Raw genomic sequence first — 20,641 nt, 5'->3', positions numbered from 1 at the left:
TTGTTTTCCTCATTTAATTAATGATTTCTTGATAAGCTTGAATTCTTTTAAAATGTTTATCCTCATTACGTTCGATTTTTTTCAATTTTATTAATATAAGAATAGTAAAAACTAAACTTGTTAACATTATTCCCAATAGTATGTTTATAGCCTCTTGTGAATTTTTTAAGAATGGAAAGAAAAAGTGAAATAATGGAGTGAATATCGAAACAATTAACGCAATGATAGATATCAACATTATTTGATAAAATAAACTTGCATAGCGTAGATGGTTTTTATGATTTCGATAAAGTTTAATTTGCTCAAAACTGGTTAGCGTAGCAAGTATTATGAGCATAATAGGTAGCACGATAGCTATAGATAAACTTCCCATCAAAAAAACTGCCCAATAGAGATTTATAAACAAAAAAAATGCTGTAGCATAACGAACCGCTAAAAAGCGATTAAAATAGAGGTTAGTCAAACTAACTTTTTTATGTAATTTAAGTTGGCTTTCTAGTGGTGTATTCATCTCAAACCTCTTTATTGATTTGATAACTTATATGTTTGTTGATATAGATGGGACATCTCAATAGCAATTTCTCTCAATGTCATTGTCGTCATCAAATGATCTTGAGCATGAACCATAATGATTTCCATCTCAATTTTAGTGCCACTTGCATAAGATTGAAGCAATTCAGTTTGAGATTTATGTGCTTCTAAAATCTCATGATTGGCTTCTTCAAGTAACTGCGTTGCTTGTTCGAAATTAGCCTCTCTCATCGCTTTAAATGCAAGGTGAATTTTGGTTTTGGCATTACCACTATGCAAAATAATATTGAAAGCAGTAATTTGAATATCCTCCGAGCTCATTATGTCAGTCATTGCTACGCTCCTTTTTCAATTAATTGGATAAAGTAAGATTTGAATTGATTAAAATCGGTAATTTTTAACATTGCATCTTGCATAGCTAAATCATCAATTAAATTGACAATCGCTTTGGTCATCATAGCTAAGTTGGAATTTTGGTATATTGATGGAGAAATCATAAAAATAAACTTAACATCTTGATAATTTATATCCCAACTCACACCTTGAGGAATAACAGCAATCGCTATTTTGGCTATCTTACCGACTGGAATAGCTGGATGAGGAACCACTATGGTTGGACTAAAGATTATTTCACCTAACGCCATCCTTTTTTCCATCTGTTTTTTCATCTCTTGCTTAAAGTTCTTTGATTCATTGATAGATAATAAATTAAGCAAATGATCCAACACGGCTTGTTTAGATGGTTTATTGGGACACAAGTAAAAATAATCAGCAGCAATTTCATCAAATACTTGAGCTATATATATTGAATGATTCTGTTTTTTATCATCAAAGAAATTTTTGGGTAATGAATTGGGGGTTTGTCTATGAGAAAGATATCGGCGAATTGCTTGAACATCTTCCTCACAAAAAAATACAGAAACATGAAATACTGGTACTTTAAATACTTTGGATGATAAATCGACAGAAGAAATAATAAAATCGATATCATTTAACATCCCTTGTTCTATTTCATAATAACCACGTGTTGCTATAATTTTTACTCGCTCATCAAATTCACTTTCTACTCGATTTTTAAGTAATTGTGCACTACCAAGCCCCGTTGCGCAGATAATTAATACTTTAGCTTTCTGTTCATTTTTTAATTTTTCCAGTGATGCCAGAAAATGAAGTGCTAAATACCCCCACTCATCATCAATAACATTATATTTATTTAAATTAGGTAATTGATTGAAATAGTGTTTAACTAATCCAAAAACTTCACCATATTGGCTTTTAATTTCATCTATTAAAGGATTTTCTAATTTTATATTCTGCGCTAAACGCACAAGCATTGGTTTTAAATGCTGAATTAACCCATTTTTCAACTGTTCATCATGCCAAAAAGGATAGCCTGTTTCTTGTTCTATTTTTAAAAGTAAATTAGTTAATAAAGAGCCAAGTTCATCATCAAGATCGTTTTGGATTAAATTTGATTTACTCATCAAATGTAGCGTAAGGTACATCTGCTCTTCTTTAGGAAAATGAAAACCAATTATTGATTCAATACGAGCAATGATTCGATTAGCAACTTGATATTCAATAGCTGAATCAGCTGAAACAAGTAAATCAAGATTTTGGATTGTAAGACCCGACTGCAAACGTTTAATACTTAACGACAAATGTAAGACTATATTTTGAATCATTACATCAGATAATTTGATATTCGCTTCACGACACTCATCTAAAATAATGATAGTTAAGGTATCAAAGCTAATTGCTTCACATGCTTGATTAAAATAGGATAAATGGTGTAAAAAATTGATTGAATCCTCATGAAAAAAGTAACTCATAATAAAATGACGTTTAGCTTTTTCTTCACCATCAACATAAATTAAAGAATGGCTTTTTTTAAGCGTGAGTTCATAAGGTTGTAATTGGGACTTAATTTCCGCAATATCTTTATTCAATTGGGATGAGCTAATAAATAGCTGTTCAGATAATGCTTCAACATCAATTTTTTGGCTTTCAAGTAATAATAAATTAAGGATATAGTGCTTTCGTTCACTTGCCTCCCGGCATTGGGATTTCTCAATATTTTTATCTAATAAATGATATTCAATCAAAAATAAATTAAATACAGTTCGATCTAATATTTCAAGTTGAAAACCATAGCCTTGTTTACTAACTATATTACCGCCATTGCGTTCTATTAATGTTTTTAAATCTTTAAGATAGGTACGTACAGTACGATCTGATAACGATAATTCCTCCGCGAGTTCTTGACTACTTTTAAATCCATTTTTAGAACGAATCAATAAACTAATAAGTTCTCGTTGTTTTTGTTTTATCATTATCTACTATACCTTAACTATTAATGAGAATTATCCTAAAAGATCAAGTCATTAAAATATAAGCTACTTCTATGATGCGATTATTAAACTAAACAATCGCATCAAGAACGGTAGAACTCAGATTTGCCTAAAATTAATTAATATTGTCCTCAACTAATTTAGCTAGTTGTTCAATACCAGATTGAATTGGAATATAAGCCTGAAAAGGAATACTTACAACAGGTTTACCCACTTCATCACCTAATGCTTTTAATTTATCAAACATCATCATTGTTTGCGGACTAATTAAAAACAGTGAAAAATCACTATTTTTAATTTTATTACTACCTTCAGTTGCAGATACCGCATCAAGTTCAATAGGTACATTTTTACTAGCAAAAAATTCAGTTACCTTTTTGGCCATAAGCGATGATGACATACCAGCTGCACAAATAATTAACGCTTTTTTCATAACTTCTCCTAATGAATTTAAATCGTTATAAGGTTTCACCATTTGACTCAATGACTTTTTTATACCAAGTAAATGAATCTTTACGGCTACGTTTTAAGGTTCCATTACCTTTATTGTCTTTATCAACATAAATAAAGCCGTAACGTTTTTCCATTTCACCGGTTCCAGCTGACACTAAATCAATACAACCCCATGGAGTATATCCCATCAAATCTACACCATCTTCTTCAACCGCTAACTTCATTTGTTTAATATGTTCTCGAAGATATTCAATACGATAACTATCATGAATACTTCCATCAGCTTCAACTTTATCATATGCACCAAATCCATTTTCCACAATGAAAAGCGGTAAATGATACATATCAGTTAGCCAATTTAATGTATAGCGCAAACCTTCCGGATCGATCTGCCACCCCCAATCAGATTTTTTAACGTATTGATTACCAATTAAATCGGTTTTTTCATTATATTCATAGTTATCTGATTTTTTTCTAATCGCATTAGACATGTAATAACTAAAACCAATGTAATCGACTGTACCGTTTTCTAATACTTCGAGATCTTGGCTTGTCACGTCTAATTTAAAGCCTTTGCGTTGCCAGTATTTGATAATATGATTAGGATATTGACCATGAACATGAACATCAGTAAAGAAATACTTACGTTCCATGACTTTTTGAGCCATTAAGATATCACCTGGTTTACAGGTTTCCGGATAGATTGGCACAACAGCAATCATACAACCAATTTGAAAATCAGGATTGATAGCATGACCTATTTGCACCGCTTTTGCGCTTGCAACTAATTCATAATGTGCAGCTTGATACATGATTTCTTCTCTGTTATCACCTGCTTTGTAATAAATACCTGAGTTAGTGAAAGGCGCAAAATCTTCATTAAAATTAGCTTGGTTATTGATCTCATTAAAGGTCATCCAATATTTCACTTTATTTTTATAACGATCAAAACAGACCTCAGCAAAGCGAACAAAGAAATCAATTAATTTACGATTACGGAAGCCACCATATTCGGTAACTAGATAATAAGGTAATTCAAAGTGCGAAAGGGTAACAACCGGCTCAATATTATATTTTAAACATTCATCGAAAAGATCATCATAAAACTTCAACCCTTCTTCATTTGGTGCAAGCTCATCACCTTTCGGGAAGATTCGAGTCCAAGCAATCGAAGTTCGAAAACATTTAAACCCCATTTCAGCGAAGAGTTTAATATCATCTTTATAATGATGATAAAAGTCGATAGCCTCGTGATTAGGATAATACTCACCAGGAATGATTCCTTCGGTAATTTTTCGATAACTTTTAGGCGATCCAACAGTCATCACATCGGCAACACTAGGCCCCTTACCACCAGCTTGCCAAGCACCCTCTAATTGATGAGCAGCAACCGCACCACCCCATAAAAAATCTTTTGGTAAACCTTTATTATTCATGATCAAATACCTGTATTAAATGAGAGATTAAATACAGTATAAAAGGAAAAAATTTGAATTACTAACCAACTTTTTCCGTATTGATCAGGAAAATATACGCAAAGAAAATAGATGTAAAAGCGTGATGATTAAAAAAATAAAATTGCGCTTACCGTGATCATTAACTAAATAAATTGTTCAAAACCAGCGGCATATTTGGACGGTACAAATTCGATAATATCGTACTGGGCAATTTGCTGAATATAAAACGGATCTTTTTGCATTATAGTTAATGCTTGTTCTTTATTCTCAGCACGGCAAAGTATCACACCGCCAGTAAGTGGCACTTTTCGGCCTGAAGCAATAAAATGTCCCTATCGATAATTATCTTCAAGGTAATCGATATGCTGCTGTAAAAATTTTTCAACTTCACTAATGGGTTTAATATAAGTGAGGGTGAATATAAACATAATAATTCTCCATATAAAAAACCAGCTTAATAGCTAGTTTTTATTGACTATACATATTGATAATAAACCCATATCTATAATAACTTAGTTGTGGACTTGATAGCATTTATAGTATTGAGTTTTTACTTGCGTTCCCATTGACCATTTTCATTTTTGCGGTAAACCTTTTCTACAGCTGACCACGCCACTCTAAATGCGATTTGCTCTGGCGAACTTTTATCTCGTCTTTTTTTGGGATCTTGGTACTCTTTTATGGCATTGTTAAAAGCTTCTTTAAAAATATCTTGAGCATGTTCGGGTAAAACATGGCGTACAGATTCGGGTAAATCATCTCGTGTTTGATATGGCATATAACATTTCCTCAATAAATTAGTCATACATGAATGAAAATTTAAAAACGGTAAAAGTTAAAGCTGCTACAAAATCAAAATACGTTTAAAATTTAGTCTCTTTTTGGCAAGAATACAAGTTTTAATTTGCTTTGATTAATCAACCTATTTTTTCTTTTATCAGCTAGCTCACCATTGCGGTATTTTGGCTAAAAATAAGATCCAAATAGCTAACCTTTAGTGTAATTAACAAAACTATCCAATTGAATAGTTGAAAATGACCAACACATGCAAAGTAGCTAACTACTTGACAGTAAATAATTTAGCTACTTGCATAGGTGACGATTTTGCTAATCATAGAAAACCAACAAATCTAAATAAAAAATGAATTGCGTTCAATAAAACAGCAAAAATCTGTATGAAATTCAATATAAAGTTATTTTATTTGTTCACATCTACCACAAAACGACCTTTTGTTTTGCCTGCTATCATGTTATGCGCAGTATCAACACACTCGTCTAAACGAATAGTATTGCCTATATGAGACAAAATTTTATCATCTAAATACTGAGCTAATAAGTTCCATGCGGCAATACGATTATCATAACTTGCCATTACGCTGTCGATACCTGCCAATGTTACCCCGCGCAAAATAAAAGGTGCGACAGTTGCCGGGAAATCCATTCCTTGTGCTAGCCCACAACAAGCTACAATGCCACCATACTGAGTTTGGGCACATACATTAGCTAAGGTATGAGAACCAACCACATCGACAACGGCTGACCACTGTTCTTTTTGTAAAGGTTTACCAGCCTCTTTCAACTGTTTACTATCAATAATATTGCTTGCACCAAGTTTGTTTAAATATTCTTTGTCAGTTAATTTACCTGTTGATGCAGTAACTTGATAACCCAATTTGCTTAATAAAGCTACCGCAACTGAGCCAACTCCGCCACTCGCCCCTGTCACCAGTACTGTTCCGCTTTGTGGTTTTATCCCAAAATCAACAATACGTTTTACACACAATGCAGCAGTATATCCAGCGGTGCCAATAATCATCGATTGATAGGATGTGATATTTTGGGGTAATGGAATTAACCAATCTGATTTTAAGTAAGCATATTGCGCCAGACACCCCCAATGGGTTTCACCACATCCCCAACCATTTAAAATAACAGTATCACCAGCTTGATAACGATCACTGCTAGATTCAATAACTGTACCGACACCATCAATACCCGGCACCATAGGCCATTGCCTAACAACAGGACTTTTATTAGTTAACGCTAATGCATCTTTATAATTGATGCTTGAATAGTGAATTTGAACTAGAGTATCACCCTGTTGTTGCAGCAACTGTTGTTTAGTGATGGTTTTTAATGAATGTGAAAACCCATTAATCTCATCTTTTTCTAAAATAATGGCGTTGAATGACATGATAATTCCTTAATACCTACAGCAATAAAATCATAATAAATAGTCAAATAACCAAATGCAATAATTTGATGAGTAAAAGCACTATTCAATTAATTTAAAAGCCTGATAGTTATCAGGCTTAATAATAAATATTGGTTAACTTAAGATTAAGATATCATTATCTAGTTTTTCCACGATTTACTTTTTCTGATACTGCACCAATAAATACAACATCACTTGATGAATTAAGCGCAGTTTCAACCGAATCTTGAATAACACCAATAGCTATACCGATACCAATGACTTTAGCTGAAATTTCGTTAGGTATTCCAAACATACTACAAGCGACAGGAATAAGCAGTAATGAACCACCTGCGATTCCTGATGCACCACAAGCGCATATACTCGTCACAATACAAAGTAATACTGCAGAAAGAATATCAACGTCTATATGCAAAGAATTTACGGTAGCTAACGTTAAAATAGTGATAGTAATTGCCGCTCCTGACATATTAATTGCTGCTCCCAGTGGTACAGCGACAGAATAAGTATCTTCATCCATTTTTAATTTTTTACAAATTTCGATATTAACTGGAATATTTGCTGCTGAGCTACGAGTAAAGAAAGCAGGAATAGCACTATCTTTTAATGAGGTAAAAACCAATGGATACGGATTTTTACGCATTACAATATAAGCTAATAATGGATTAATAATCAATGCCACAATTAACATACAAGACACTAATACAACTAATAGATGAGCATACTTAAGTAATTCACCAAATCCTGTTTCTGCAAGTGTTGAAGCAACCAAACCAAAAACCCCTAATGGAGCAAAACGAATAATGATTTTTACAATGAATGAAATTGCTAAAGAAAGATCGCTCATCATCGTTTTGGTTGTTTCACTTGAGTGTCTTAATGCAATCCCAATTCCGACTCCCCAAACAATGAGCCCAATATAGTTAGCATTAACAAGCGCATTAACTGGATTGTCTATCATTTTATTTAGCAGAGTTTTTAATACTTCAATAATACTACCTGGAGGTGTTAATTTACTCTGATCAGCAGCATCACCTAATGAAATATCAGAAGGGAAGATGAAACTAGCAATAGTTGCTAACAAAGCGGCCAACATCATTCCCGAAAAATATAGGGCAAAAAGTTTACCCATATTAGCGCGTTTACCACGTTGGTGATTAGATATTGACGCAATAACTAAAATAAGTACCAAAATTGGCGCGACTGATTTTAAGGCATTAATAAAAAGCGAGCCAATAAAAGACATATTTAACGCAACGTCTTTAGAAATTGCTGCTAATGTTATACCTAAGAGCAAACCCAAAACAATTTGAGGAATAAGCCCTACTTTAAAATAAAAACGCACCAAAGGATTGGTTGAATGAGTCATGGAACTTCCTTATATAACAAAACAATGCAAAAACATTACCATAAATAAATCTTAAAACTATAAAAAAATTATTATGATAACTATTTTTTATATAACTTAGATTAATTATTAAGATTAATTATTTTAAATGAATAAAGAAAAAAACCGATACTTTCTATTAAAAGTATCGGTCAGGAAGATAAACAACTTAGTTTATTACTCGTGTTACCAATTAGCTCTTATTCCTAAAGAGCCATTAATTGGCGACTTAACGTTTGCATCTCCACTATTGGACCAAGTATGACCAATCTCAGTATAAGCACTAACTTGATTATTAAATTCATAACTACCACCAATAGCCAATTCCGTACTTGTATAACCAGCACCACTATTAAATTTAGTTGAGGCTCTGGAACAATCAAATCTTATACGATCTGAACCATCGGGCGAATAGTATAAATTTAAACGAGTATAAGGGTGGAATGTTCCTAACTCTGACTGAAAATGATTTTCAAGTCTAGCACCCACTCGGAAAAGCCATGAATCATTATGACTTTGTTTGACGGTGGTATTACCACTTATATGACTATTATTAAGATTCATCCATTGGTGAATAATTTGAAACTGATGTTCAATTCGCCAATCATAATAATTTAAATCAAATGGTTTACCGACTTCCGCGGAAGCACTTAACCCTATTCCTTTTTGTTTACTATTTTTATTATAATTTGGTTTAATGTCTACTTTATGACGCCCCCCTTGGAACACCAAATCTAAGTAAGCCCCATTCTCATCCATATAGTTGCCATAGAGACCTAAGAAATAACTATTTGAGCGATTTTTTCCTACATATCCTTTCATACTGCTGGCAAAACCATCAACATCTAAACTACCATGTAAATAACCGAAGTAACCACCTGCACGCCAATAGCTATCTTCTTTTTTCCAGATATCGCTACCTATTTGGAAACCAGTATAATTTCCTTTGCTATGTGTATCAGCTATACCATTTTGTTTTATATCTGTGCGCTCAGCGATTATTCGTCCCCAACTAATTTCTGAGTCTGGTAGTAAAGTATTACCAATACGTTGATGCATATTTGCTTGCATAATTAAATCAGCCTGACGTAATTGTGCCGCTACCCCAGCAAACATTGGTACTTCTTTACGATAAGCAACCTTATTCGGAGACACTGGATTAACAGGTTGCTCTGGGTTTGTTGGGTTTGTTGGGTTTGTTGGGTTTGTTGGGTTTGTTGGGTTTGTTGGGTTTGTTGGATTAGTTGGATTCGTTGGATTCGTTGGATTAGTTGGATTAGTTGGTTCAGTAGGTTTACTAGAACGTAAGTACCAGTTATTATTTTGTTGATTAATATCGCCTTTATGTAAATAGTATTCATAAGCGCCCACATCTAAATGTGATCCTTCTAAATTAAATGCATCGTTCGAACTTACACCATTAACATTGACAATTTCAATACCATTCGTTTTGCCAGTATCTGCACCTAATCCACCAATATTGGTTATTTTAACCAATGTATTTCCGGAAGCATTCCCTCCAATAAACAACTTATCAGTTGAGCTACTACTATCTTGCAATACTGTATCAAGCAAAAGCTGACCATTATTACCAATATAATTACCGGTTATAGTTAGATGATCTCCAGTAAAATTATTATTCAGCGCAATAGTACCACTATTATAAACATCGCCACTTACCGAAGCTTGATGTATCCTTGGAACAAAATCTAAAATAGCATTTGAATTTAGAGTAAGCTTATCGGTATTTAAGTTACCAGTTAATGATAACCTTCCGTTTGAACCAACATTGATATTTTCCCAGTTAAGAATCGCTACATCACCACGAATACCTACTGAATCAGAAGATCCAACTAGATGGGTACTAAAATTAAGAACATCCATTTCATTCGATGAACTAGCTCGAATATTTTTACGTCCACCATCAATCATGGTTAAATCTGAAATATCAGAGCCTTGATTGATATTAAGCGTATCATCACCTGTTCCTAGCAATATTTTACCACTTACTTTAGAACCACTATTTAAATTAACAATAGAATTGGTCACATCATTTCTTATTGCTGTACCAAGAACAGAATAAACATTAGCACCATCATTAAGGTTAATATTAGTTGTTGTGTCTGATTTACCTGTTGTATAGATACCCGCATCTAAATTATTGTTTACATCGGTCCCATTCGCATAAACCGTATCATAGATATCAATAACCGTTGAGCCAGTACCACTGTTATTGATTGTTATTCCATTATTTTTACCAAAAATTGTTCCAGAATTTTGTTTAACATTAACATCAGTGCTTGTACCTCGATTATTAATAACTATACCAGCTTGTTGTTCACCACTAACCGTTCCATAAGTAGTAATAATTGTAGAACCAGATCCTGTATTCTCTAATTCTATGCCATTTCTTAAACCATTAAGACTACTGGTTACTAATTGTTGAACAGTCAAGTTAGTAGCATTATTTTCATTTATAGCATAAATAGCATCATCTTGATCAGCTTCAATGTTGCCATTTAAGAAAATTTTTGTTTCGCCATTTCCTTTATTTGTTAAATTGAGCCCTTTATTATGGCCCTTAACAAAACCTGAGTCGTTCAAAGAAACAATTAAGTTCTGTGCCGCAACATCATTAAGCACAAAAATGCCATCAGAATTATTACCAAAAACCTTACCTGCAATTTTTATTTCAGTCGTCCCACTTCCTTTATTGGTTACATTAAGTCCATTATAATTACCTGTAATCGTACCTCCAAATTGATCAATATTAAGATTATTGGCTGTACTATTATTTAAAACTAACAAACCATGTTGTTGAACACTCTCTAAATCGCCTGAAGTTTTTACACTTGTTGAACCGACACCATTGTTAACTAAATTAACCGCATTTAATAAACCTTTGATTTTTCCTGCTATCTGAATTAAATTTAAGTGACTTGATTGTGTACCATTTTGAACTACAACGCCTTCATTAATATCGCCTGTTACTGAGCCACTAAGATTAACATTTGTATTCCCTTTTCCATTATTGGTTAAATTAATGCCACGAAGTTTGCCAGCAATACTACCTGCTGATTGGATTATCGTTAAATCACTTGATGTATTACCGTTAGTAACCACAATACCATCATTTTGATCACCAATAATATTTTTAGCTGTTTGAATTGACGTATAGCCCTGCCCATTATTCGTTACATTTATGCCATTAAGATTTCCATGAATTGTGCCATTTGACTGAATAACGCTCATATTAGAGGTTGTCGAATTGTTATTGATTGCCCTAATTCCATCGTTTTGAGCACCTTCAACAACACCAGAAGTTGAAATGATCGTCGACTTTTTACCATTATTAGTGATATTTATGCCATTATTATGACCTTTAATCGTACCTGATATCTGATTTAATTTTATATTACTAGAACTAGTTCCATTTACAACTACAATACCATCTTGTTGATCACCCTGAATATTATTTTTAGTTGAGATAGTGGTATCACCATTACCATTATTCAATAAATTCACACCATTCACATGACCATAAATACTACCGCCTAACTGTCTTAAATACATAGCAGTTGATGTATCTGAAAGATTTTTAGCAACAATACCATCAATTTGCTCACCTGTTACCGAACCAGAAATGATTAAATCACTAAATCCATTACCATTATTAAGAATATTAATACCGTTATTATGACCTTTAATTTGAGAATCAGCCATTTGCGTTAAAAAGACATCTGATGTTGTACTTGACGACTCTGAATAAATTGCATCATTATTACGGCCTTCAACATAACCAGCAATGGTGATATCAGTTTGTTCCTTACCATTATTATAAGCGGCCAAACCATAACTTTGCCCGCTAACCGTACTGCCATCATATTGATTAATTGTAATATTCTTGCTATTAGTGCTATTTTTTACAAATATACCTTCACTACTCAATCCATTCACATTACCGGAAACAATGATTTCAGAGATACCATTACCTTGATTTTCAGCACTTATCCCACGATTATGCCCTTCAATACTGCCTCTTGATTGATTAATCGTTAAATCGGTAGATTGAGTCCCATTGAGCACAGATATACCGTTATCTTGATTACCAGCGATTATTCCAGCTGTATTAATAATGGTTAACCCTTTACCGTTATTAGTAGCCTCAATGCCCGATTTACTCCCTCTCGTTTCACCACTCACTAATTGTGTTATTTTGATATCTTGTGAATTGCTACTATTTTGAGCATTAATTCCATCCCCTCCGTTACCAAATACTTTCGCTAATGTATTGATGCTCAAAATACCATTGCCATGGTAATTAATTTCTACCCCATTTTTACTACCTGTAATAGAGCCATCAGATTGAACAAAAGAGAAAATATCAGAAGAATTTGTATTTTCATACCCATTACCGTTAGGATTATTTACATCACCGGTACAAGCCTGATTATTTGGATCGCTAGTAATACACTGAGCAAAGCTTGGATTTGTCATTGCTAAAGTTATGCTTGTTGTAGTAATAAATTTGATTAGAAATGCTTTACCTTTAAATTTTCCTTTCCTTGAATTGCCAACAGCATATTGTGAATTCCAAATTAACTTATTTATTTTATTCATATTTTATCTCACTAAATCTTTTATTGGTTATAATCCAATTTTTAATTTAAAAACATGAAAAACTTAATTAATGAAACTCTTGAATAATGTGATCCTTACATTTCAAAATAAATACTGAATTTATTTTTTAAATAACTTGGATAACATATTGATAGATAGAACAATTATTACTTTATTGAAAAACAAAGCTCAAAATCATTTTTAAACATTTAAGATGGAAAAAAGAAAAGTATTGATAGTTCAGAAATATTAAGGAATTAACCTTTTAAAAAAATGAACTATTAATAACTAGTTGTACCATATACCATTAAAAACAACAATAAAATTATAAAAATTTACACATAATAATGTAAAGTTTCTTAAAAAATTGCTAAACAATATTCTAATTAAAAAGCAATTATAGAAAATTATTGTTATAAATTAGTCAATAACATAATTTATAGTAATAAAATTCTTCATCTCGGTTTTACTCAATCAACACACATAATGGTCGTTTTTATAATCAAAATTCTATAAACTAAAAAGTTATATTAATTACTTTTTAATTTATTTATAAGAATAAGAACTGGCATAGAATTATAATAAGGAATATAGGAAATGAAGTATTATCTGGAGTTTAAAGATACATTATCGAATAAATTTTGGTATATCACCCAACAAGCCGAATCGCTAACAATCGTATTTGGTAAGGTAGGGACAAAAGGACAAACACAAGTTAAAACGTTTTCTTCGCCTGCCGATGCGGAAAAAGAAGCCAACAAACTGATCAAATCGAAAATCAAAAAGGGATATGAGGAAAAAGCAATCCCACCAACGCTTGAACAATCAACCTGCACAGAAAAAACAATCATCAAAATGCCTGATGCCCCAAAACCGAAAAACCACCCCAAACCCACAACACCCAAAGATGTGATTGATGACGGTAAAGAAAAACCATGGTTTTACCTCGACGAATGGGTTGGTGAAGGTCAACCTAACCCATTTGATTTTGACGAGTTACGTAAAGTTCCGCCTAAAAAAGTTGCTCCAGTTAAACAACCACCAAAACAAAGTAATACTTCAATTAAAAAAGAGACTTTAACCAAAACACCACAAGAACAAGAATTTGATAACTTAAAAGTTTTGTTACGAAAATATATAAAGCAAGGTGAGCAGTTCGATATTGAAGCTAAGTTTGAACAATTAAAAGCATTGAGTCCAAATGATCTTAAATTTCAAATTTTTATCAGAGAGATGCTTCAACTCATTTTTTCAAAATTTATGAAGAACATCTCACCTATGCACTTTGATTGCATTACTTATCTTTTGAAAATTAGAGATCCAGAAAATAAATTCGTAGGCATCTTTGCTCAAGGTGTGATGAAATATATTTATGACCGTTATCAGACTCATGCCGAATCAATTCATTGTCTGGCTGAACAATATCTTACCGATTATCCGGTACAAATGGTGGATAAAATAGTTAACGCATTACAGAGTATTTTTGAAACTACCCAGATAGGAGGTGAAAAAAATATTTCAGCTAACAAATTCCCTGAAAATGTTTGTGGCTTTAAAATTACCTTTGATTATAAAACGCTGGAAATATATGCTTTATTCAATGAACGATATTCCAAACGCTATTATTCAGAAAGTCTAAATGAGTTAGAATATGATGGGACTAGTTATGGCGTTGAGATAAATAATCAATACTTTGTTCCATTACTTACCGAAAAACTTCAAAAAATGCTGGATGATGGTTTTTTTGGTGATATGACTGATAAATATTTCAGAATTGCCCTTTTCCAAACAAATAATATTCTTATTGAAATACCAATAGAACAAACCTACCGACAAACAAAGATACTTAAGCTTGAAAGCGACCTAAAATATCTGGAGCAATCAGATGAATATTATGCAGATTTGCTAACTGACAGGGTTGAGGAATATTTTGCCCTTAATGGCGTTATTGCGCAATACGATACCGATAGAATTTTAGCATTAGTAAAAAAATATCTTTATTCAGGTGAGAAAGAGGCTGAATCGAAAGGAAGTTCTCTGTTAAGGAAATACGAAGATTTTGATTATAACAAATGGCGTTTAGTTTATTTACAGTTTGAATGGGAAAATTTTAGTTATAAATATGCTTATAACGGTGTTGAATGCTTAGTTGATAAAGGGTATGAACCAGCAATTCTACAAAAACAAGCGTGGGATAAACTGGGTATTATTGATAACAAGCCAGATAGCAAGTCAGAAAATAAAGACGATTCAGACAATCAATCAGAAACCGAACGTTTTTATAATACTTTTGCTGAAACTGATGTTTTTTGTGAAACTGACACCATTATCGCCAGAGCCATGCCAACGGACGGTGAAATTTACATACGCTTCAAACAAGAAAGTGAGAAAGCATATTCCGATGCGCTTGATTATTTAAATGGCTTAATGGCAAAAGGTTATTCAAAAATATTCGAGGGGCATTGGCTTCATATTTATTTTGTTGCCAAGCCTGAATACTATTCTGAATTCGCTAAATACGTTGAAGACTATGAAGACTTTGAAGAATTAGAGCTAGGGGCTGGGGGGATTGCTTGTTGTTCACATGTCTTTTTCCGCAAAGCAGCCATGTACGAAAGTTTACATGATAAAATAAGAGAATTTGTAGACTTAACCATGTATGAATTTGATTATAGTTTTGATTTACAAGATGAATATAATTCAGTCGCCGGGGCATTTGCTGCTATTGCCTTGGCAATGACGGATGTAAAACATATGGATTTGGCTATTAAATTTGCACTTGAAACCGATGGTGACCATGAATATTTGGCCGGGAATTTTGGTATTGTTCTTGAAAAATATTGGGGTATTACGCCCGAAACAGCAGTTGCGATTGCTCTATTGCAATTAACTCAAGGTCAACATATGTCTGAATTATCCAGTCAATTTTATAAAATTCCGCAAAATTTAGCTAGTTTGACCGATTATTACAGTATGAACGAGCCAAAAAATCCATATTGTAAATTGACTTATTTAGTAGAATATCTTTTTGGTGAACCAAGTTATAGTCTTAAAAAGTTAAAAAAATTATTTAATAATGCGACTGATCCGCAAGAAAAATTGATATATGCAGATTTTCATAATTTAGTTATAGAAGCGCTTGAAGATGAAGGAGAAGGTAGCGGTCAACCAATTATCTATAATATCCCACCTGAATGTGAAAGCGATTCCGAACCGTTAATCATTAATGAGCAAGATTTTATCGAAAATCCACCTTGTATCATTACACCATCACAAGCTAAAAAACGCGGATTTGATCTCAATGAATTAGATTCTGTTGATTCCTCATGGAAAGCAGTTATTTTTGCGCCATTAACGATAACTAATCCCTACATTTTCGACGCTATTATCCAATATTATAAAATGCGAAATGACATAGGTGCCCGCTCCTTTATCATTTGGGGCGCTGAAAAAGCTTACTGTTTTGGTAAAAGGGTCGTGATTGATTTTAGTGGCACCCCCTATCAAGTGGGTATGGGAATTTATGGTAAAAACCAAGCTCAGCTAATTTATGGTGTAATGGATTTTGCTAAGATTGCAGAAGCAATGAACAAACAAGAGCCCGATAAAGAAAAATTATACGCACTGCGAAAACAATATTATTACTTCGATAGTCCCAAAGGAAGCCCAAACATTGATTACTCCAAGCCCGGAATAATGTATTTGGATGAGGCTTTAGGAGCAGGGATTTTTAATGATAATAATTATCGGGCAATCAAACAGCTTGAAAAAATCACCCCGGATATGGGCGAAGTCTATGATGCCTCACTACTGTTTAGGGCATACATGCAACAGAAAAAACTAGATTATGCCATGGAGACACTGCAAAGAATCGATACTACTGAACTAAAACAGGTATACCAAACAGCACAAAAACGCCTGCCACAATACCAAGAATACTGGCAAGAAAAGTTAGCCAAATTATAATAAAAAGGCTTATTAATTGGGGCTTACGCCCCAATAAACAGGATAAATTCAAATTATTCTGATAAATATAAAAAAGATAAGTATAAGGAAAACATAAAACAATGAATCAATATTTTGAATGCATTGATGAAGTGAATAATAAATTTTGGTATATCGAGCAAAAAGATAACCTTTACACGGTGCTTTACGGTGCAGTTGGAACCGAAGGACAAAGGCATACTAAGACTTTTGCCTCGCAGGAGGAAGCAGAAAAAGAAGCCGTCAAAATAATAAAATCAAAAATTAAAAAGGGTTACCAAGAAAAAAACATACCAACAACCCTATTGCCCGCGATAGCCCGATTAAGTCAAATTATCAAAATGCCCGATGCCCCAAAACCTAAAAACCACCCAAAACCCATTCCCCCCAAAGATGTGATTGATGACGGTAAAGAAAAACCATGGTTTTACCTCGACGAATGGGTTGATGAAGGCGAACCTAACCCATTTGATTTTGACGAGTTACGTAAACCCTCTGTAAAAAAAAACATATCAAAATCAACCAATACATCAGTTAGTCCATCATCCGCAAAATCTGTGATTGAGTCGCCGCCAATACACGTGAGTCAATCACCCAAAAGTAGCAAAGAATATCTGGATTTAAGAGAATTATCTCGAAACTATATAAAACAGGGCGTGAATTTTGATGTGGTAGCAACATTTAAAGAATTGAAAACATTAAGTCCGTCTATAGAAGTATTTAATACCTTAGTCAAAAATACTGTAGGAATTATATTTTCAAAATTTATAGAGAAAATAGCTCCGATACATTTTGATTGCATTACTTATTTTTCAACAATTCTTGATCCAAATATTCAAATAGCTGAACGAGAATCTAAAGGTGTATTAAAATATATTTTTAATCGTTATCAAACCTGTCCTGTTTCTATTCATCATCTGGCTGAACAATATCTTACCGATTATCCGGTACAAATGGTGGATAAAATAGTTAGCGCATTACAACACATTGTTGACACAATTCGAGCTGGTGGTGAAGATAATATTCCAGCTTACAAATTACCAAATCATGTTTATGGTTTTTATATTACCTTCGATGAAGGATATCTAAGAATACTCGCTTTAATTCGAGGGGAGAATCCCAAAAGTTATCGATCATTTGCTATCAATGATCTAGAGTATAATGCGCTTCAGTATAGTGATCAGATAAATAATCAATATTTTATCCCACTACTTACCGAAAAACTCCAGAAAATGCTCGATAGTGGTTTTTTTGAAGGTATTACAGATCATTATTTTAGAATTGCTTTCTGCAATAAGGACAATATTTTTATCGAAACACCAATAGAACAAACCTACCGACAAACCAAGATACTTGAGCTTGAAAGAGACCTAAAATATCTGGAGCAATCAGATGAATATGATGTAGATTTGCTAACTGACACGATTGATGAATATTTTGCCTATAATGGCATTATTGATAATTATGATACCGATAGAATTTTAGCATTAATAAAAAAATATCTTTATTCAGGTGAGAAAGAGGCTGAATCGAAAGGATGTTCTCTGTTAAGGAAATACGACGATTTTGATTATAACAAATGGCGTTTAGTTTATTTACAGTTTGAATGGGAAAATTTTGAATTTAAATATGCAGATGTACATATCAAATACTTAGTTGATAAAGGATATGAACCAGCAATTCTACAAAAACAAGCGTGGGATAAGTTGGGCATTAGAGATAGCAAGCCAGAAAAAAAAGACGATCCGGACAATCAATCAGAAACCGAACGTTTTTATGATACTTTTACTGAAAATGATGTTTTTTGTGAAACTGACACCATTATCGCCAGAGCGATGCCATGGGGCGGTGAAATTTACTTACGCTTCAAACAAGAAAGTGAACAGGCATATTCGGATGCGCTTGATTATTTAAATGGCTTAATGGCAAAAGGTTATTCAAATATATTTGAGGGGCATTGGCTTCATATTTATTTTGTTGCCAAGCCTGAATACTATCCTGAATTTTCTCGCATTATCAAACAATACCCTGGGCTGGCGAGTAATTCACATGCCTTTTTCCGCAAAGCAGCCATGTATGAAAGCTTACATGATAAAATTCGAGAGTTTGTTGAATTAACTATGTATCAATATCACTACAGTTTAGATTTACAGGATGAAGAATCATCGGTGGCGGGAGCATTTGCCGCCATTTCACTTGCCATGACCGATGTGAAATATATGGATGTGGCAATCAAATATGCTAATGAAACTGACGGTGAACATGAATTTTTAGCAAGCCGTTTTAGCAATATTCTTGCAAAACACTGGGGTATAACACCAGAAACAGCGGTCGCAATTGCCTTGTTAAAATTGAGTTTTGACTGGTTATCTGGTGGTTTATCAAGTCAATATTATAAAGTACCACAGAATCTTGCTGCATTAACTGAATTTTTCCAACATGGTTCAATGTATCATAATAGTAATAAGATTATAGAGATTGCCAGCCGTTTATTTTGGTTTGGCTTTGAAGATGATACGGATATAAAAAGTATAAAAGCTTTAAGAAAAATTAAAGAGTTATTTAATTCTGCTAGCGATTTCGACGAAAAACTAATTTATGCTGATTTTCATGATCTGGTTTGGGATGCATTGAATGAAAAAAATAAAGCGGTGGGTAATAAAATTGAATTTACACCACCTAAACCAGAAAGCGATTCCGAGCCGCTAATCATTAATGAGCAAGATTTTATTGAAAATCCACCTTGTGTCATTACACCATTGCAAGCTAAAAAACGCGGTTTTGATCTCGATGAATTATATACTTATGATTCCCCATGGAGAGCAATTATTTTTGCACCATTAACGATAACGAATCCCTACATTTTCGATGCTATTATCCAATTTTATAAAGTGCAGAATAAAATAAATCCCGACTCTACTATTATTTGGGGTGCAGAACAGGCGTATTGCTTTGGAAAAGCAATAGTGATTGATTTTAGTGGCACCCCCTATCAAGTGGGTATGGGAATTTATGGTAAAAACCAAGCTCAGCTAATTTACGGTGTAATGGATTTTGCTAAGATTGCTGTTGCAATGAACAAACAAGCGCCTGATAAAGAAAAATTACTCGCACTGCGAAAACAACACTATTACTTCGATAGTCCCAAAGGAAGCCCAAATATTGATAAATCTAAGCCCGGTATAATCTATTTGGATGAAGCTTTAAGAGCCGGGATTTATAAGGATGATAATTATCGGGCAATCAAACAGCTTGAAAAAATTACGCCGGATATGGGTGAAGTGTATGATGCCTCACTACTGTTTATGGCATATATGCAGCAGAAAAAACTAGATTATGCCATGGAGAGACTGGAAAGAAAACTCGATACTACTGAACTAAAACAGGTGTACCAAACTGCACAAAAACGCCTGCCACAATATCAAGAATACTGGCAGGAAAAGTTAGCAAAATTATAAAAAAGATGCAAATGAAATTAAAATGGACCTCCTTCTAGGCCTATAGAACTAGGAGGAAGTCAAATCTAGGTATATTCAATAATTTGGATATTATTACCTTGTTCATCTTTAGCTTAGTTTTTTATCACAGTTTAATTAAAATTTATATTTCACAACTAATTAATCCTAATTTGTGATAACTTTTT

General features: G+C 33.2%; 11 protein-coding genes and 1 pseudogene. 2 read left to right on the top strand and 10 right to left on the bottom strand.

Annotation, left to right across the window (positions count from 1 at the left end; all coding sequences use genetic code 11):
* Positions 1-13 precede the first annotated feature (13 nt).
* The 10 genes and pseudogenes from J3U00_RS01825 to J3U00_RS01780 form a co-directional block, all read right to left on the bottom strand.
* Positions 14-511 (bottom strand): hypothetical protein, encoded by a 498-nt coding sequence (locus J3U00_RS01825; RefSeq protein ID WP_065563079.1) that lies wholly within the window; start codon positions 509-511, stop codon positions 14-16.
* Positions 512-522: 11 nt separating this feature from the next.
* On the bottom strand, positions 523-864 hold the full coding sequence (locus J3U00_RS01820) for a PTS cellobiose transporter subunit IIA (protein WP_065563080.1): 342 nt from the start codon (positions 862-864) through the stop codon (positions 523-525).
* 2 nt (positions 865-866) lie between these two features.
* Entirely contained in the window at positions 867-2,864 is a 1,998-nt protein-coding gene (locus J3U00_RS01815) for a BglG family transcription antiterminator (RefSeq protein WP_267331321.1), read from the bottom strand.
* 133 nt (positions 2,865-2,997) lie between these two features.
* Positions 2,998-3,315, bottom strand: coding sequence for a PTS cellobiose transporter subunit IIB (locus J3U00_RS01810; protein ID WP_065563107.1), 318 nt, complete (start codon positions 3,313-3,315; stop codon positions 2,998-3,000).
* A gap of 25 nt (positions 3,316-3,340) precedes the next feature.
* Positions 3,341-4,771, bottom strand: a complete 1,431-nt coding sequence (locus J3U00_RS01805) for a 6-phospho-beta-glucosidase (protein WP_267331320.1) — start codon at positions 4,769-4,771, stop codon at positions 3,341-3,343.
* Positions 4,772-4,935: 164 nt separating this feature from the next.
* Positions 4,936-5,220, bottom strand: a pseudogene (locus J3U00_RS11615) (YciI family protein).
* A gap of 122 nt (positions 5,221-5,342) precedes the next feature.
* A complete protein-coding gene (locus J3U00_RS01795) occupies positions 5,343-5,570 on the bottom strand; it encodes a ChaB family protein (RefSeq protein ID WP_065563083.1) in 228 nt (75 codons plus the stop codon).
* A 420-nt stretch (positions 5,571-5,990) separates the two neighbouring features.
* On the bottom strand, positions 5,991-6,986 hold the full coding sequence (locus tag J3U00_RS01790; RefSeq protein WP_267331319.1) for an MDR family oxidoreductase: 996 nt from the start codon (positions 6,984-6,986) through the stop codon (positions 5,991-5,993).
* A gap of 157 nt (positions 6,987-7,143) precedes the next feature.
* Positions 7,144-8,376, bottom strand: coding sequence for a serine/threonine transporter SstT (gene sstT, locus J3U00_RS01785; protein ID WP_065563085.1), 1,233 nt, complete (start codon positions 8,374-8,376; stop codon positions 7,144-7,146).
* A gap of 204 nt (positions 8,377-8,580) precedes the next feature.
* Entirely contained in the window at positions 8,581-13,014 is a 4,434-nt protein-coding gene (locus J3U00_RS01780; protein WP_267331318.1) for an autotransporter outer membrane beta-barrel domain-containing protein, read from the bottom strand.
* A gap of 597 nt (positions 13,015-13,611) precedes the next feature.
* On the opposite strand from J3U00_RS01780, the gene J3U00_RS01775 reads away from it, so the two are divergent.
* Together J3U00_RS01775 and J3U00_RS01770 are read left to right on the top strand one after the other, a co-directional pair.
* Positions 13,612-16,980, top strand: coding sequence for a DUF6138 family protein (locus J3U00_RS01775; protein WP_267331317.1), 3,369 nt, complete (start codon positions 13,612-13,614; stop codon positions 16,978-16,980).
* A 101-nt stretch (positions 16,981-17,081) separates the two neighbouring features.
* Complete coding sequence (locus J3U00_RS01770) at positions 17,082-20,456, top strand: DUF6138 family protein (RefSeq protein ID WP_267331316.1); 3,375 nt, start codon at positions 17,082-17,084, stop codon at positions 20,454-20,456.
* Positions 20,457-20,641: the final 185 nt, after the last annotated feature.

It is taken from the genome of Gilliamella sp. B3127 (assembly GCF_026536935.1).
Lineage (GTDB): Bacteria > Pseudomonadota > Gammaproteobacteria > Enterobacterales > Orbaceae > Gilliamella > Gilliamella apicola_E.
The sequence above is the reverse complement of the archived record's forward strand: the minus strand, read 5'-3'. Positions and strand labels throughout refer to the sequence as shown.

Excerpts from the sequence above, each read along its gene's own strand:
- J3U00_RS01825 (WP_065563079.1), bottom strand. The coding sequence starts at position 511 with ATGAATACACCACTAGAAAGCCAACTTAAATTACATAAAAAAGTTAGT.
- J3U00_RS01815 (WP_267331321.1), bottom strand. The coding sequence starts at position 2,864 with ATGATAAAACAAAAACAACGAGAACTTATTAGTTTATTGATTCGTTCT.
- J3U00_RS01795 (WP_065563083.1), bottom strand. The coding sequence starts at position 5,570 with ATGCCATATCAAACACGAGATGATTTACCCGAATCTGTACGCCATGTT.
- J3U00_RS01770 (WP_267331316.1), top strand. The coding sequence starts at position 17,082 with ATGAATCAATATTTTGAATGCATTGATGAAGTGAATAATAAATTTTGG.
- J3U00_RS01775 (WP_267331317.1), top strand. The coding sequence starts at position 13,612 with ATGAAGTATTATCTGGAGTTTAAAGATACATTATCGAATAAATTTTGG.
- J3U00_RS01820 (WP_065563080.1), bottom strand. The coding sequence starts at position 864 with ATGACTGACATAATGAGCTCGGAGGATATTCAAATTACTGCTTTCAAT.
- sstT (WP_065563085.1), bottom strand. The coding sequence starts at position 8,376 with ATGACTCATTCAACCAATCCTTTGGTGCGTTTTTATTTTAAAGTAGGG.
- J3U00_RS01790 (WP_267331319.1), bottom strand. The coding sequence starts at position 6,986 with ATGTCATTCAACGCCATTATTTTAGAAAAAGATGAGATTAATGGGTTT.
- J3U00_RS01780 (WP_267331318.1), bottom strand. The coding sequence starts at position 13,014 with ATGAATAAAATAAATAAGTTAATTTGGAATTCACAATATGCTGTTGGC.
- J3U00_RS01805 (WP_267331320.1), bottom strand. The coding sequence starts at position 4,771 with ATGAATAATAAAGGTTTACCAAAAGATTTTTTATGGGGTGGTGCGGTT.
- J3U00_RS01810 (WP_065563107.1), bottom strand. The coding sequence starts at position 3,315 with ATGAAAAAAGCGTTAATTATTTGTGCAGCTGGTATGTCATCATCGCTT.